Source organism: Nocardia sp. NPDC059240 (genome assembly GCF_042753865.1).
GTDB lineage: Bacteria > Actinomycetota > Actinomycetes > Mycobacteriales > Mycobacteriaceae > Nocardia.
In genome coordinates, this window is record NZ_JBHZAC010000006.1 from 136,417 (window position 1) to 150,962 (window position 14,546).

Below are 14,546 nucleotides of genomic sequence, written 5' to 3' on the forward strand. Positions count from 1 at the left end.
CAATTGATTCGATCGGCGATCGACGAGATCGGGAACAGTGCGATAGCAAAAGGCTATTCACAATGCGGCGAACCAACTCTCGGGACTCCCGGGGGCTTACCGCATACAGCGAGAGGGGCTCCCCGGTTAACCCGGGGAGCCCCTCTCGCTGGTGCTGTTATTCGCCTACCGCGCGGCGTTCGCGGCCGCCGGTGGCACGCTGGCGGGTGGCGCGGGCCTCGGCGGCGTCGAAGAGTTCCAGGTGTTCGAAGAGCGGGTCCTCGTCGTCGGGTTCGACCAGGACGGCGCGGCGGAGCTGGGTGCGGGTCTCTTCGCGGTCGGGGCGGGGACGGTCGCGGGCGGGGGCCTCGTCCTCGAGGTCGGTGCGCTTGCGAACCGAGCGGGCGGCGCGGCGGCGGCGGATGTCCGCCTCGATGCGCACCTGTCTGCGTAGGTAGCCGAGGTAGCCCACCAGGGCCACCACGGACAGGGCGCTCAGCGACCACAGCAGCGAGGCGATGGCGAAGCCGGCGGCGGCCAGGATCAGGGTGGAGAGCACCAGGCCCAGGACGGCGCGCTGGCGGAAGGTGTAGCGGGCCGCGCGGGCGGCGGCGTCCGCCTCGGCGTCGAAGCCGCCGCGGCCGCGCCGGGAGGGTACGAAATCCTCGTCGTCGGAATCCGATTCGCGTTCCGGCTCGGGTGCGGGGTCGGGCGCGCGGAGGGCAGGGATGCGGGTGCGCTGGGGTGCGCGCGGCTCGGGATCCGGCTCCTCGACGGCAGCTTCGGCGGCGACCGGCTCGGGTTCGCCTGTCCCGGATTCGGATTCGTCGCTCTCCTCCGGCTCCGCGGCGGTCTCCGCCGAATCCGCCTCGGGCGCGGCCGCTTCGGTGGTGACCTGGGCCGCTACGGTGGTTGCCTGGGCGACACTGCTCGAGCCCTCGGTGTCGACTTCCTTCTCGTCCGATGCAGCCACGCTGTCGTCCGATCTGGTCATCCGATCCTCCGGATCCTCGCTCGGGTGCTGAAGCTTCCTGCGAACCGGTACGTAGTCCGGGTCGGTGTCATGTCCGGTCGCCGGACCTTTCCTAGCGCTTCGCTCGGCCCCACCACGATGCAACACCCGCGTGGACAGGGCGGCGTCGGTGTGCTGACGGATGCGCGGATGACGGTTGGCCAGCATGGGAAACAGAACGAAGACCCAGAGCACCACCAAACCGATCCACAAGATCGAATTCGGCATTGCCGTCACACCTCCGTCCCGCCCAGATCGTTGTCCCTTCGACGTGCCCCGCAACACCTACCGGTTGGTAGGCGGACGCACCACCGACGTCCGTAGGTTAATTCCACCAAACCGGAATTCCCCACAGGCGCGCCGATCACACCCGCAACACTAGTCACAGGAGTGAGGTACGAAAATCTCACGGCCGCACTGCACAGCGACTTATCAGGCTTTGGTGGCGCGCCCGGCGCGAATCAGCCTGTCCACCACCGTGCCCGAGATCTCCTCGACGGTCATGCCCACCAGCAGATGGTCGCGCCAAGCCCCGTCGACATCCAGGTAGCGCTGCAGCAGCCCCTCCTCGCGGAAGCCGACATTGCGCAGAACCGCCTGGCTGGCAAGGTTTTCCGGCCGCACGGTGGCCTCCACCCGGTGCAGGCCCACCTCACCGAAACAGTGATCGAGCCCCAATGCCAGCGCCGCGGTCGCCACCCCTTGACCCGCCAGCTCGCTCGACACCCAGTACCCGATCCACGCGGAACGCAGTGCGCCACGCACGATATTGCCCACCGTGAGCTGCCCGCTGAACTGCCCGTCGACCTCGATGACCAGCGGAATCATGGCGCCGCGCCGGGCTTCCGCCTTGAGCGCCGACCACAGGGCGGGCCAATTGCTGGAATGGTTGCGGGCCTCCCACGGGCCGCGGCCCGTCGGCTCCCACTTCTCCAGATAATCCCTGTCCCGCACCCGGATCCGGCTCCACACCGAGGCGTCACGCAGGCGGATCGGGCGCAGCGTGACCACACCGGCCGCGACCCGCACCGGTCCCAGATGCGCCGGCCAGCCCGGATGCTGGGCGGTCCGGAAGACATTCATGTCCACGCCCTACCCTCGCTGTGCCAGGAACGCGACCCGCACCTCGTCCCCCGTACGCACCTCCGTGACATCCGGATCGATCACGATCAGGCTGTTGGCCTCGGCCATGGTGGCCAGCAGATGCGAAGACGCGCCGTTCGGACCCCCCAGCGGCTGCACCAGATAGTCACCGGTCTGCTCGTCGCGCATGAGCTGCGCGCGCAGATAACCGCGGCGGCCCGGAATCGAGGCGATGGGCAGGATGGTGCGCGCCCGCACCACCCGGCGCATGGGATGGCGGCGGCCCAAGGCGATCCGGATCAACGGCCGCACCATGACCTCGAAAACCACCAGCGCACCAACCGGATTCGAAGGCAGCAGGAAGGTCGGCACCTCGTCGCGGCCCAGCAGACCGAAACCCTGCACCGAACCGGGATGCATGGCCACCCGGGTGATCTCCAGCTCGCCGAGACCCTCGAGGGCCTCGCGCACCTGCTCGGAGGCCCAGCCGCCGACCGCGCCCGCGATCACGACCACCTCGGAGCGAACCAGCTGGCCCTCCACCACATCTCGCAGCCGCTTGGGGTCGGCGCTCACGATGCCGACCCGGTTCACATCCGCGCCCGCGTCGCGCGCGGCGGCGGCCAGCGCGTAGGAGTTCACGTCGTAGACCTGGCCCGGACCGGGCGTGCGATCGATGTCGACCAGCTCCCCGCCGACCGACAGCACCGACAGCCGCGGGCGCGGATGCACCAGCACCTTGTCCTTGCCGACCGCGGCCAGCAGACCCACCTGGGCCGGGCCGATGATGGTGCCCGCACGCACGGCCAGATCCCCGGGCTGCACGTCATCGCCGATGCGGCGCACGTAATCACCCGAGCGCACCGACTCGTAGACCTTCACCCGAGCCCGGCCGCCGTCGGTGTTCTCCAGCGGCAGTACCGCATCGGCGAGGGTCGGCAGCGGCGCGCCGGTGTCCACCCGCACGGTCTGACGCGGCTGCAGGCGAATCGGCTGCCGCGAGCCCGCGGCCACCTCACCCACCACCGGCAGACTCAGATCCACCGAATTGCCGTCCTCGTCACGGATACTCGCGCCCGCGCCCGCGACATCCACACTGCGCACGGCATATCCGTCGATGGCGGCCTGATCGAATCCGGGCAGCGGACGCTCGGTGACCACGTCCTCGGCACACAGCAGTCCCTGGGCCTCGCTGATCGCGACCCGGACCGGCCGCGGCGCCACGGCCGCGGCGGTCACCTTGATCTGCTGATCCTCAACCGAGCGCATGCCGCCCTTCCATTGTCTCCACTGGCCTGTTGGTGCGCGGTCGGCTAGCGGGTTCCGGTCCGCCCGAGCCGCTGTTCGAGCCACTCGCGCAGGGCGGGACCGTATTCCTCGCGCTCCAACGCGAAATCGACCGCAGCACGAAGATAACCGCCCGGGTTGCCCAGATCGTGTCGCGACCCACGATGGACCACCACGTGGACCGGGTGACCCTCGTCGATCAGCAGCGCGATGGCGTCGGTCAGCTGCAGTTCGCCACCCGCGCCCGGGGTGATGCGGCGCAGCGCGTCGAAGATGGCGCGGTCCAACAGGTATCGCCCGGCGGCGGTGAAGGTCGACGGCGCGTCCTCCACGGCGGGCTTCTCGACCATGCCCTTGACCTTGAGCACGTCCTCGGGAGCGCCCGGCAGTTCCTCGACATCGAAGACGCCGTAGGCGCTGACCTCGTCCTTGGGCACGTCGATCGCGCACAGCACCGAGCCGCCGCGTTCCGAGCGCACCTGCGCCATCAGCTCCAGCACGCCCGAGGGCAGCACGAGATCGTCGGGCAGCAGCACGGCGATGGCGGTCTCGTCGTCGTCGAGCACCGATTCCGCCTGTGCCACCGCGTGACCCAGGCCCAGCGGCTCCTCCTGCACGACCGACGTCACGTCCAGCAGCGCCGGGGCCTTGCGCACCTTCTCGAGCAGATGGAACTTGCCGCGTTCGGCGAGGGTGCTCTCCAGCACCAGATCCTCGACGAAATGCGCGACCACACCGTCTTTTCCGGGCGAGGTCACGATCACCAGCCGATTGGCGCCGGATTCCGCGGCCTCGGCGGCGACCAATTCGATGCCCGGGGTGTCGACCACCGGCAGCAGCTCCTTGGGAACCGTCTTGGTCGCGGGCAGGAACCTGGTGCCGAGCCCCGCCGCGGGTACCACCGCGGTGCGGAAGCACGCATCGGCTCCGCCGCCGTTAGCTGTCATGAATTCACCCTATCCATCCGTGAAAAGCTCGAAGCGGCTCGTGGCCGCCTCGATATCCCCGAGAGCCTAAAGGTCGCGACGGTGAAGGGCGCATCGAACGCCGGACCGAGTCTCATCTGGTAGACCGACCTGTTTATTTCATTTCATGTTCGCCACGCCGTGACCTTCGCCGTACCCAGCGGTTGTTAGCTGACACCTATGACCGACCGTGAGGATCCCCACAGCTCCGATCACTCGGAAAACACCGCCGCACCGAACGCTGCCGCCGCCGGACTCAGCCGCCGCCGATTGTTCGGAGCGTCCGCGATCGCCGGTATCGCCGGACTGGCCGTCGGCGCGGGCGGTGCGGTGGCACTGCGCGGCAGCGACACCTCCAACGCCGCCGCCTGGCCGCGCTCGGCCGAGCTGGTGACCAGTCCCGATCGGGCTGCCGCGCCGCGGGTTTCGGGACTGCACCTGCAGTTCGGGGCCGACGCCACCCGCGAGGTCGTGGTCAGCTGGCACACCACCGGATCGGTCACCGCACCCACCGTGCGCTACGGCACCGCCGACGCGGGCTTCGGCAAGAGCGTGCAGGCCGAGACCCGCACCTATCGGGATGCCAAGTCGGGCATCGAGATTCAGGCCCACCACGCGCGCATCACCGGCCTGTCCCCCGACACCGACTACGTGTACGCCGCCGGGCACGACGGCGCGCCGCCGGAACTGGGCACCATCCGCACCGCTCCCGCGGGCCGCGCCAAGTTCCGCTTCACCAGCTTCGGCGATCAGGGCACCCCCACGGTCGGCAAGATCGTCGACGGCAAGGCCCTCAACGACAATCTCGGCTCGCAATACGCCGGCGACGTCACCGCCGCCGTGGAGTCGCTCGCGCCATTGTTCAATCTGATCAACGGCGACCTCTGCTACGCGAATATCGCCACCGACCGGGTCCGCACCTGGAACGACTACTGGACCAACAACTCTCGCTCCGCCCGCTACCGGCCCTGGATGCCCGCGCCCGGCAACCACGAGAACGAACTCGGCAACGGGCCCATCGGATATCAGGCATTCCAAACGTATTTCAGCGTGCCGGACGCCGGAGCCGAGGACCACGCCAAGGGCCTCTGGTACTCCTTCACCGTCGGCGGCGTGCGCGTCATCGCCGTCGCCAATGACGACATCTGCCTGCAGGACGGCGGCAACAGCTACGTCAAGGGCTACTCCGGCGGCGCCCAGAAGCGGTGGCTGGAAGGCGAATTGGCCAAGGCCCGCGCCGACAAGGGCATCGACTGGGTGGTGGTGTTCATGCACCAGGTCGCCATCTCCTCGGCCGACAAGTTCAACGGCGCGGACCTGGGCATCCGGCAGGACTGGCTGCCGCTGTTCGACAAGTACCAGGTCGATCTGGTGCTGTGCGGGCACGAACACCATTACGAGCGTTCCCATCCGGTGCGTGGCACCACCGGCTTCGAGACGCTCACCCCCAAGCCCGCCGACACCCGCAAGGACGTGGTCGACACCACCAAGGGCACCGTGCACCTGGTGATCGGCGGCGGTGGCACCTCCTCGCCGTCCAATCAGCTGTTCTTCCCGGGCGACAAGTGCCGGGTCATTACCTCCGTCGGCGACGTGGATCCGGCCACCGGCAAGAAGACCCCCGTGTACGTGCTCGAGGACGCGCCCTGGTCGGCCTTCAAGGACGCGGCGAACCCGTACGGGTTCTGCTCCTTCGACGTGGACCCGGGGACACCGGGCGGCAACACCACCATCAAGGGCACCTATTACGCGCTCACCGGACCGAGCAGCGAGCTGAAGGCGATCGACACCTTCACTCTCACCCGGCCCCGCTCGGACCGCTGAGGGCGGCTCCCTAGGGTGGGAGCGTGACGGGCGAACGGGACAAGCGAGCGTGGCGCGAGGAGATCCTCGCGGCGCGCAAGGCCCTCTCGACGGAGAGCCGGGAACGCGAGGCGGCGGCGCTGGCGACGGCCGCCGCCGAACTCGGCGGCGACGACTGGGTGTGCGCCTACGTACCCGTCGGTGGCGAGCCCGGATCGCTCGCCATGCTGGACGCGCTGCGCGCGGCCGGGGCCCGGGTGCTGCTTCCGGTGACCGGTGAGCCCGGCCCGCTGGAATGGGCCGAGTACACCGGACCGGAAGGCTTGCGGCGCGGGCGGTTCGGACTCCGCGAACCCGAGGGCGAGCCGGTCGCGAATGGGATCGCGCTCGCCGCCACCATTCTGGTTCCGGCATTGGCGGTGGATCGGCGAGGCGTCCGATTGGGGCGCGGGGCCGGTTATTACGATCGCAGTTTGGGCGCCTGCCGCGCCGATGCGCGATTGGTCGCCGTGGTGCGTGACGACGAACTCGTGGCGCGTTTGCCGGAGGAGTCCCACGACCACCGAATGGGATGGGCACTGACCCCGTTCGGCGGTCTGCGGCGACTGGAAGATCACGTCGGGAATTGACACCCGATTGGCAGCGTTGGCACTGCCAGCTGTAGAGTGCCAATTCGACGAAGAGCGTGGAGGTTACCCGATGCCTACTTACTCGTATGCATGCACCGAGTGCGACAACAAGTTCGACATCGTGCAGTCCTTCTCCGATGACGCATTGACCACTTGCGATCAGTGCAACGGCAAGCTGCGCAAGCTGTTCAACTCGGTCGGCATCGTCTTCAAGGGCAGCGGGTTCTACCGCACCGACAGCCGCAACGGCTCCACCTCCTCCGAGGCCGCCAAGCCCGCGTCCACCCCGGACAGCGGCTCCAGCTCCTCGGCCGCGTCGAGCACCACGTCCGCCTCGACGTCGACCAGCACGCCGAGCAGCACCTCGGCCGCTTAATCCCCTTTTCTCGTCGTTCATCCACAGCCGGGCCGTTCTCCACAGCCCGGCTTTTCGGCGCGCGTGTCGCCCCGGGCACGGCCCTACGCTGCCCCCATGACGCGAGCGGTCCGAGCATTCTTGGAAGACTTCCGTAGCCGCCTGACCGGGGCGGATGCGCCGCGGGCGCGACGCGCGTCGGCGGTCGGGCTACTTGCGCTCGCGGCCTTTCTGGCCGTCCGTACCGAGCCGACCGCAGGACATACCGAGGTGCTGGTCGCCGCCCACGACCTGGCCCCCGGTCAGGTACTGGGCGACGGTGATCTGCGGACCGCGCCACGCGAGACCGCCACGCTGCCCGCGGGAGCGCTACGCGACGCCGGACGAGTGCGCGGCGCCACCCTGGCGGGCGGCCTCGCGGCCGGGGAGATCGTGACCGAACCGCGCGTGGTCGGATCGCGGCTGGCGGCGCTGGCGGCGCACGCACCCGATGCGCGCATCGTCCCGATTCGCCTGGCGGACAATGCCGTTGCCGAGATTCTACGAGCCGGTGACCGGGTCGACGTGGTCGCGGGCGCGGACTCCGGCGGGGGCGCGCGGGCGGCCCGCCTGCTGGCCTCGGACGCGGTCGTGGTGCTGGTGTCAGGGTCCGACGGCGGGCGCGGGCGCGCCGACCGGGTGGTGCTGGTGGCCTTGGATTCCCGCCGGGCCACGACGGTGGCGGCGGCCTCGCTGCGCACGGCGCTCACCGTGGTCTTTCATTGAATGAACTAGCATCGCCGTACAGCCCCAATAGCGCTCTACACCCGAATACCACTGCGTTCGATCAGCTCGAGTAGAGGAGTTTCGGCAATGCTCAAGGGTTTCAAGGACTTTCTGCTACGCGGCAATGTCGTCGACCTGGCCGTGGCCGTGGTCATGGGTACCGCGTTCGTCGCCATCGTCACCGCCTTCAGCGACGGCGTGATCAATCCGCTGCTGGCATTGTTCGGTGGCTCCAATCAACTCGGCCTGGGCTTCCAGTTGGTGGCCGACAAACCCGCCACCTTCGTGGCGATCGGGCCGATCATCACCGCGGCGCTCAACTTCGTGATCATCGCGGCGCTGCTCTACTTCGTGCTGGTGATCCCCGCCAACAAGGCCAAGTCCCGCTGGGGCAGCAAGGACGACGCGCTCACGGATAACGAACTGCTGCACCAGATCCGGGATCTGCTCGCCGAACGCAGCGCCGGTGGCAAACACGAAAGCTAGGCGACAAACACGAAAGCTGAAGCCGGACAAAGCAAACGGGCCCGGTGCGAAAAGCACCGGGCCCGTTGGTATTTCAGCTTGTCAGCTCAGGCGGATCAGCCCAGGCTGAAGGGCTGGCCCCACAGGGTGACCCAGCTGATCACGTTGTCGGTCTCGACCTCGACGCTCACGAAGGCGCGCGCCTGGGCGTAACCGGCACAACCGCTCAGACCGATGGTCTCATCGGCCCAGGTCACCGAACCGCTGTTGCCGGTGAACTTGTTGCGGGTCTTGTGGCTTTCCTTGCCGTAGTCGTCCGGCATTTCCTGATCCAGGATGTAGAACGACTTGGCCTGGCCGGGGCCGAGGGTCAGGTTGGCACCGGTGTTGGCGCCGGCCTGCGGGGTGACGTTGCCCGAGCTGTCCCAGCTCGCACCACCGGTGGCGCCACCGTTGACGTTGCCGCCATCGATGGTGACCTGGCAGCCGACCACGTAACCGGGGTAGATCTTGCCGCCGGTGGCGGTGGTGTCACCGGAGATCGAAACCTGCGCCGAGGCCGAGACCCAGGCGTTGCGGTGCACGGGGGTGGCACCCATCGACCCGGAGAGGTTGGCGGACTCGCCGACCAGGTTCACCGTGACAACGGTTCCGTCGGAAAGGGTTTGGGTGATGGTTCCGCCCGGCAGCGGAATGAAGGTGTCGGCGTTGGCGGCGCCGGGGGCGAACAGGCCAAGAGCGGCAGTGGCAACGGCACCTACACCGGCCACCCGCGCCACGGTCTTACGGATGTTCATTTGGTTGTCCCTCGAAGATTCGAATCGCTTGCGCGAGAAAGGATTTGGCGGGGTGTAGACCACATCAGCCGATGCTGAAAGGCTGGCCGTAGAGGGTGGTCTTGGAGTAGTCGTTGCCGATAACTTCGACCGTCGTGTACGCACGCGCCTGGGCGTACCCCGCGCAACCCTGGATCTGCATCTCCGCGTCCCGGTACTCGACCGAGTAGGTGCCGGACTTGGTGATGTCCTTCGAGTCGATCTGAACGAACGCCACCTGGCCGGGGCCGAGGTTGACACCCAGCGAGCCACCGAGGCCCGCGCTGTTCAGGCTGACGTTGCCGGAGATTCCGGCAGAAATCGCGTCCTCGCCGATGCTGATCTGGCAGCCGACGATGTAGCCGGTGCTGATGATCGACGTGCCATGGGTGGACGAGTTGTTCGAACCCGGGCTGTTGGTCGGGCCGTTCCACGGACCGGTGGTGCCGTCCGGAGTGTCGACGACGGCGCTCGCGGCGCCGCTGACCCACACGACGCGACCCGCGCCATTGGCGGAAAGCGACGGCGAGACGATCGCGTGCTCTCCGGTCCGAGTGATTGTGACGGTGCCCGCCGGGTTCACCTTCTGGCCGTCCGGCAACGGCACGAAGGTGTCAGCGTTAGCGGCACCAGTGGAAAAAAGGCCGATGGCCACGGCCGCGGCCGCGCCGATGCCCGCAAAACGGGCCGCGACGCGCACACCGTGGGTGCGGTTCTCGCTCATACTTCCCCTCATCAGGTTTCTAGCGGTTCAACCTCGACCACCGAGGTTGAAATGGGACTCTTGCGAATCCCCTGGGACCCTTGCGAATCCCCGGTAGAGTTTGTCGCCACATTGTTGCCACTGTGTTACTGGTAACAAATTCTTTTCGCGTAGCGACGGAGGGCACTTTACATCACCGCTGTGAGCTTTGAGACGTGAGCGAACAGGATCGGTCACCGGCTGAGACAAACCCGCAGGTATGTCGAGAAAGTCATGGATAGCAAAAGGGGCCCGGTGCTATTGCACCGGGCCCCTTGGGCATTCCGCTGAGCGGAAACTGATCCAGCCGAAGCTGGATCGATGTCAGCCGAGACTGAAGGGCTGACCCCACAGCGTGTAGGCCGTGATGACGTGATCGGTCTCGATCTGGACCGCCACGAACGAGCGGGCCTGCGCGTAGCCGCCGCAACCGTTCAGGTTGATGGTCTCGTCCGACCAGGTCACCGAACCCGAGTTACCCGAGAACTTGTTGCGCACGTAGTGCGCTTCCTGGCCGTAGTCGTCCGGCATTTCCTGATCGAGCAGGTAGAAGGCCTTCGACTGGCCGGGGCCCAGGGTCAGGTTGCCACCGACATTGGCGCCGGCGGTCGGGCTCGAGCCGTCGTAGTTGGCACCCACGCTGGGGCCGCCGTTGGCGCCGCCACCGGAGATGTTGACCTGGCAACCGACCACGTAACCGGGCACGATCTTGCCGCCGACCGTGCCGTTGGTGCCCGACAGCTGCACCTGCGCGGAGCCCGAGGCCCAGGCATTGCGGTGCAGCGGGGTGGCGCCCATGGACGGGTTGATGTTGGCCGACTCGCCGGTCATGGTGATGGTCACGACGGTGCCGTCGTCCATGGTCTGGGTCATCGAGCCGCCGGGCAGCGGAATGAAGGTGTCGGCATTGGCCGCGCCGGTCGAGAACAGGCCCAGGGCAGCGGTGGCGACAGCGCCGATCCCGGCGGCCCGCGCCATCGTCTTGCGAACGTTCATGATTTTCCCTCTAGGGTCGAATTCGCTTACGCGAGAAATGAATCGGGTAATGACCACACGTCAGCCGAGGCTGAACGGCTGCCCGTAGAGGGTGGTCTTCGAGTAGTTGTCGCCGATGATCTCGACCACGGTGTAGGCGCGCGCCTGGGCGTAGCCCGCGCAGCCCTGCACGTCGACCGGCACATCCTTGTAATCGATGGAGTACGTGCCCGAGCTGGGGATGTCCTTGGAGTTGACCTGCACGAAGGTGACCTGGCCGGGGCCGAGGTTCAGACCGATCGAGCCGCCCGCGTTGGCGCCGGTCAGGCTCACGCCACCGGAGACGCCCGCGGAGATCGCGCTGTCGGAGATGTTGACCTGGCAGCCGATGATGTAACCGGTGTTGACCTGCGAGGTGCCGTGGGTCGAGGAGTTGTTCGAACCGGGGCCGTTCTTCGGGCCGTTGTTCGGGCCGACCTTGCCGTCCGGGGTATCGACATTGGCGATGACCTTGCCCGAGAGCCAGGCGGTGCGTCCCGCGCCGTTCGCCGACAGCGACGGCGAGATGACGGCGGACTCGCCGACTCGATCGATGGTGACGCCCGCGGCGACCTTGTGACCGTCCGGCAACGGCACGAAGGTGTCAGCGTTTGCGGCGCCGGTGGACATCAGGCCCAAGGCCACAGAGGCGGCCGCGCCCACACCCGCAATACGGGCGGCGCGCCGCAAACCGGCAGTCCGGTTCTCGCTCATAGTTCCCTCATCAGTTTTCTTGCGGACAACCCCGACCACCGGGGCTGAAGAGGTCGCTACGGCTCGGCATTCCTATCGGAGGCAACGCTCGAGCATGCATGTCAAAACCGATAGAGCCGTAGCTTTGTTGACCCGATGGAGACCTTAGCCACAACAGCTACCAAATGGCAACAGAATCATTAAGGACACGCCAAATCCCACCGTGAGAGCAATGGCAAATTCTCAGCAGTCGGGATAAGAGCGTGATTCAGCCGTGATGCGGCGGGACCTGCGAACGCAGCCAATCATCGGAGGAGCCACCGGATTCGGGCTCGGGCGAGCGCTCGTCCTTGGACGCGGACGGCAATTCGTCGCCGAAGATACGGGCCAGACGGGCGCGCTCGGCGGGAGATAAACGACGAGGCCCCGCCCGGCGCTCGGCCGGACGGGGCGACTCGATCGAATCGGAGTCTGTCGACTCGGTGGGATCAGAGTCCGGCGACTCGGTGGGGTCGGCCGATCCTGTGGAATCGGCCGGCCCCGAAGGACTACCGGCGTCGGTCATTCCGACAGACCGGACAACTCATCAATCACGCGGCTGGCCAGCGGACCCAGGGTCGCCATGCCATCGCGAATCGCCGCCCGCGCACCCGGCAGGTTGACAACCAGCGTGCTGCCCGACACCCCGGCCAGCCCACGCGAGAGACCCGCTTCCAGCGAACCCGACGCCAGTCCGGAGGAACGCAGCGCCTCGCTGATGCCCGGCAGCACACGGTCGAGCACCTCTTCGGTGGCCTCCGGCGTCACGTCGCGCGGCGACATGCCGGTGCCGCCGACCGAGATGACCAGATCGACACCGCCGATCACCGCGGTATTGAGCGCATTGCGGATCTCCACCTCGTCGGCCTGCACCGAGATCGAGGCGTCCACCAGGAACCCGGCCTCGGTGAGTAGCTCGGTGACCAGCGGACCCAGCGAATCCACCCCGCCATGGGCGGTTCGATCGTCGACGACCACGACAAGAGCACGGCCGGCCACAGCGGCATCGATTTCCATGGTGCTCACCGTAGTGCCTTTGTCCGACAACAGCTCCCAACCCCCATCCGGGGTGACACGAATCGTCGGTACGGGTTCCCTGCTATTCGTTCGATTCATCATCGGCCGCCCTCCACAGCTGCCTCGCCGAGGGTCACCTCGACGGTCTTCGGGTTCTTACCCTGGTCGTCGGTGTAGGTCACCTTGACCTTGTCGCCCGGCCGGTGCGAGCGCACCCCGGCGATCAGTGAGTTGCCCGAATCCACGATCTGGTCATCGATTTTGGTGATGATCGCGTTCTTCGGGATGCCCGCCTTGGCGGCCGGGCCATCCGGTGACACGTCCATGACGCGCGCACCGTTCACATCGTCCTGCGCCTTCACGGTGATGCCGATCTGGGCGTAGGTGGCCTTGCCGTTCTTGATCAGTTCGTCGGCCACCCGCCGCGCGGTGTCCACCGGGATCGCGAAACCCAGCCCGATGGAACCACTCTGCGCGCCCGCCGACTCCGCGGTGCCCATGGTGGCGATGGCGGTATTGATGCCGATCAGCTTGCCGTTCATATCGACCAGGGCGCCACCGGAGTTGCCCGGGTTGATGGCGGCGTCGGTCTGGATGGCGTCGATGACCGTGCCCTGCGAGCCCGGCTCGCCGCTGGTCGAGACCGGCCGGTTGAGCGAGGACACGATGCCGCTGGTGACGGTGCCCGCCAGGCCCAGCGGCGAACCGATCGCCACCACGCCCTGGCCGACCGCCAGATCGGCGGACGAACCCAGGTCGACCGGCTTCAGATCGGCCTTGCCGGTCACCCGGATGACCGCGATATCCGAGATCGGATCCGCGCCCACGACCGTGGCCGGGGCGGTCGTGCCGTCACTGAACGCCACCGTCAGTTTGGCGTTCTGGCCCGCACCGCTGACCACGTGATTGTTGGTGAGGATCAGGCCGTCCGAGGACAGGATCACGCCGGAGCCCTCGCCCTCGGCCTTCACGCCCGCCACCTGGATCATGACGACGCTGGGCAGCACCTTCTGCGCCACGGCCTGCACCGAACCGTCCGGCGCGGGCTCGGCCTTGCCCTTGCCGACCGGCTGATCGAGCGCATTGGTCGCGACGGTGTGATTGTCGTTGTGCGCCACCAGCGCACCCACGCCGCCGCCGATGCCGCCGCTGAGCAGTGCGAGCACCACCGCGCCCGCGACCAGCCCGCCACGGCCGGACCGCTTGGGCGCGGGGGCCGCCGCGTACGGCATGCCCGGTCCACCCGGCATACCCGGTCCCCCGGGCATGCCGGGAATGACCTGTGTCGGATGCTGACCCGTCGCGTACGCCGGATGCTGACCGGTCGCGTATCCGGCCCCCGACGCCGCATACGCCTGCCCGTACGCACCGGGAGGCGCGTACGGCGATCCGACCGGAATCTCCTCCGTCGGATGCTTACCGCCCCCGTACTGCTCCGAATAGGGCTGTGCCCCACCGAAAGCCGCGCCGTAGGCGGGACCGCCCTGCGGAGCCGGACCGCCGTGCGGAGCACCGTAGGGCGCGCCCGGAATCGCCTGCGTGGCCGGATCGCCGCCGCGCGCCCACTCCGAACCCTGCTGTCCCGCAGCGCCGTACGCGGCACCCGGCATCACCTGGGTGGCCGGATCGCCGCCCTGCCCCTGCGACGCGCCCGCGGAAAACGACTGCGCCGCATCGAATCCCGGCCCACCCGGCGCGGGCGATGCGGGAGCGGCCGGGGGCCGCGGTGCGGAGAAACCGTCGAAGGGCTGGGAACCGGCGTCCGGGGTGGCCGGGCCGGCCGGGCCCGAAGGGTCGCGCTGCGGCAGCCCGGAGGTGGTGTCCGGTGCGTCCGCGGTGCGAGGCGAATCGGCCGGGGTCGCGGGCGGGGTGAAGGGCTGGTC

16 protein-coding genes are annotated in these 14,546 nt (G+C 68.0%); 5 read left to right on the top strand and 11 right to left on the bottom strand.

Features of this window, described 5'->3' with window-relative positions:
- Positions 1-157 precede the first annotated feature (157 nt).
- The 4 genes from glpR to ACFXHA_RS22900 form a co-directional block, all read right to left on the bottom strand.
- A complete protein-coding gene (gene glpR, locus ACFXHA_RS22885; protein ID WP_379359898.1) occupies positions 158-1,219 on the bottom strand; it encodes a gephyrin-like molybdotransferase receptor GlpR in 1,062 nt (353 codons plus the stop codon).
- A 204-nt stretch (positions 1,220-1,423) separates the two neighbouring features.
- Positions 1,424-2,074, bottom strand: a complete 651-nt coding sequence (locus ACFXHA_RS22890; RefSeq protein WP_379360675.1) for a GNAT family N-acetyltransferase — start codon at positions 2,072-2,074, stop codon at positions 1,424-1,426.
- Between the two features lie 9 nt (positions 2,075-2,083).
- A complete protein-coding gene (glp, locus tag ACFXHA_RS22895) occupies positions 2,084-3,343 on the bottom strand; it encodes a gephyrin-like molybdotransferase Glp (protein WP_379359900.1) in 1,260 nt (419 codons plus the stop codon).
- Positions 3,344-3,387: 44 nt separating this feature from the next.
- Positions 3,388-4,308: a UTP--glucose-1-phosphate uridylyltransferase gene (locus ACFXHA_RS22900; RefSeq protein ID WP_379359902.1), complete on the bottom strand. Its 921-nt coding sequence runs from the start codon at positions 4,306-4,308 to the stop codon at positions 3,388-3,390.
- Between the two features lie 198 nt (positions 4,309-4,506).
- Here ACFXHA_RS22900 and ACFXHA_RS22905 point away from each other — a divergent pair, with 198 nt between their 5' ends.
- The 5 genes from ACFXHA_RS22905 to mscL all read left to right on the top strand — a co-directional run bounded on the left by ACFXHA_RS22905 (position 4,507) and on the right by mscL (position 8,364).
- Complete coding sequence (locus tag ACFXHA_RS22905) at positions 4,507-6,150, top strand: purple acid phosphatase family protein (RefSeq protein WP_379359904.1); 1,644 nt, start codon at positions 4,507-4,509, stop codon at positions 6,148-6,150.
- A gap of 23 nt (positions 6,151-6,173) precedes the next feature.
- Positions 6,174-6,758 (top strand): 5-formyltetrahydrofolate cyclo-ligase, encoded by a 585-nt coding sequence (locus ACFXHA_RS22910; protein WP_379359906.1) that lies wholly within the window; start codon positions 6,174-6,176, stop codon positions 6,756-6,758.
- A gap of 70 nt (positions 6,759-6,828) precedes the next feature.
- The gene (locus ACFXHA_RS22915) at positions 6,829-7,134 is read left to right on the top strand and encodes an FmdB family zinc ribbon protein (protein WP_379359908.1); all 306 of its coding nucleotides are present in this window, start codon (positions 6,829-6,831) and stop codon (positions 7,132-7,134) included.
- 96 nt (positions 7,135-7,230) lie between these two features.
- On the top strand, positions 7,231-7,878 hold the full coding sequence (locus ACFXHA_RS22920; protein WP_379359910.1) for an SAF domain-containing protein: 648 nt from the start codon (positions 7,231-7,233) through the stop codon (positions 7,876-7,878).
- 87 nt (positions 7,879-7,965) lie between these two features.
- Positions 7,966-8,364, top strand: coding sequence for a large conductance mechanosensitive channel protein MscL (gene mscL / locus ACFXHA_RS22925; RefSeq protein WP_379359912.1), 399 nt, complete (start codon positions 7,966-7,968; stop codon positions 8,362-8,364).
- Between the two features lie 95 nt (positions 8,365-8,459).
- Here mscL and ACFXHA_RS22930 read toward each other — a convergent pair whose 3' ends face one another.
- The 7 genes from ACFXHA_RS22930 to ACFXHA_RS22960 form a co-directional block, all read right to left on the bottom strand.
- Complete coding sequence (locus tag ACFXHA_RS22930; protein ID WP_379359914.1) at positions 8,460-9,140, bottom strand: MspA family porin; 681 nt, start codon at positions 9,138-9,140, stop codon at positions 8,460-8,462.
- Between the two features lie 64 nt (positions 9,141-9,204).
- The gene (locus ACFXHA_RS22935) at positions 9,205-9,882 is read right to left on the bottom strand and encodes an MspA family porin (protein WP_379359916.1); all 678 of its coding nucleotides are present in this window, start codon (positions 9,880-9,882) and stop codon (positions 9,205-9,207) included.
- A gap of 342 nt (positions 9,883-10,224) precedes the next feature.
- Positions 10,225-10,896, bottom strand: a complete 672-nt coding sequence (locus ACFXHA_RS22940) for an MspA family porin (RefSeq protein WP_379359918.1) — start codon at positions 10,894-10,896, stop codon at positions 10,225-10,227.
- A 60-nt stretch (positions 10,897-10,956) separates the two neighbouring features.
- Positions 10,957-11,628 (bottom strand): MspA family porin, encoded by a 672-nt coding sequence (locus tag ACFXHA_RS22945; RefSeq protein ID WP_379359920.1) that lies wholly within the window; start codon positions 11,626-11,628, stop codon positions 10,957-10,959.
- A 247-nt stretch (positions 11,629-11,875) separates the two neighbouring features.
- The gene (locus ACFXHA_RS22950; RefSeq protein WP_379359922.1) at positions 11,876-12,172 is read right to left on the bottom strand and encodes a hypothetical protein; all 297 of its coding nucleotides are present in this window, start codon (positions 12,170-12,172) and stop codon (positions 11,876-11,878) included.
- A complete protein-coding gene (locus ACFXHA_RS22955) occupies positions 12,169-12,663 on the bottom strand; it encodes a molybdenum cofactor biosynthesis protein B (RefSeq protein ID WP_379359924.1) in 495 nt (164 codons plus the stop codon). The genes ACFXHA_RS22950 and ACFXHA_RS22955 overlap by 4 nt, the downstream gene beginning before the upstream one ends.
- 98 nt (positions 12,664-12,761) lie before the next feature.
- Positions 12,762-14,273 carry a S1C family serine protease gene (locus ACFXHA_RS22960; protein ID WP_379360677.1) on the bottom strand — a complete coding sequence of 504 codons (1,512 nt, stop codon included), beginning with the start codon at positions 14,271-14,273 and terminating at the stop codon, positions 12,762-12,764.
- Positions 14,274-14,546 lie beyond the last annotated feature (273 nt).

Coding starts and splice junctions, on each gene's coding strand:
- glpR (WP_379359898.1), bottom strand. CDS start 1,219: ATGCCGAATTCGATCTTGTGGATCGGTTTGGTGGTGCTCTGGGTCTTC.
- ACFXHA_RS22890 (WP_379360675.1), bottom strand. CDS start 2,074: ATGAATGTCTTCCGGACCGCCCAGCATCCGGGCTGGCCGGCGCATCTG.
- glp (WP_379359900.1), bottom strand. CDS start 3,343: ATGCGCTCGGTTGAGGATCAGCAGATCAAGGTGACCGCCGCGGCCGTG.
- ACFXHA_RS22900 (WP_379359902.1), bottom strand. CDS start 4,308: ATGACAGCTAACGGCGGCGGAGCCGATGCGTGCTTCCGCACCGCGGTG.
- ACFXHA_RS22905 (WP_379359904.1), top strand. CDS start 4,507: ATGACCGACCGTGAGGATCCCCACAGCTCCGATCACTCGGAAAACACC.
- ACFXHA_RS22915 (WP_379359908.1), top strand. CDS start 6,829: ATGCCTACTTACTCGTATGCATGCACCGAGTGCGACAACAAGTTCGAC.
- ACFXHA_RS22920 (WP_379359910.1), top strand. CDS start 7,231: ATGACGCGAGCGGTCCGAGCATTCTTGGAAGACTTCCGTAGCCGCCTG.
- mscL (WP_379359912.1), top strand. CDS start 7,966: ATGCTCAAGGGTTTCAAGGACTTTCTGCTACGCGGCAATGTCGTCGAC.
- ACFXHA_RS22930 (WP_379359914.1), bottom strand. CDS start 9,140: ATGAACATCCGTAAGACCGTGGCGCGGGTGGCCGGTGTAGGTGCCGTT.
- ACFXHA_RS22935 (WP_379359916.1), bottom strand. CDS start 9,882: ATGAGCGAGAACCGCACCCACGGTGTGCGCGTCGCGGCCCGTTTTGCG.
- ACFXHA_RS22940 (WP_379359918.1), bottom strand. CDS start 10,896: ATGAACGTTCGCAAGACGATGGCGCGGGCCGCCGGGATCGGCGCTGTC.
- ACFXHA_RS22945 (WP_379359920.1), bottom strand. CDS start 11,628: ATGAGCGAGAACCGGACTGCCGGTTTGCGGCGCGCCGCCCGTATTGCG.
- ACFXHA_RS22950 (WP_379359922.1), bottom strand. CDS start 12,172: ATGACCGACGCCGGTAGTCCTTCGGGGCCGGCCGATTCCACAGGATCG.
- ACFXHA_RS22955 (WP_379359924.1), bottom strand. CDS start 12,663: ATGGAAATCGATGCCGCTGTGGCCGGCCGTGCTCTTGTCGTGGTCGTC.
- ACFXHA_RS22960 (WP_379360677.1), bottom strand. CDS start 14,273: ATGCCGGGTGCCGCGTACGGCGCTGCGGGACAGCAGGGTTCGGAGTGG.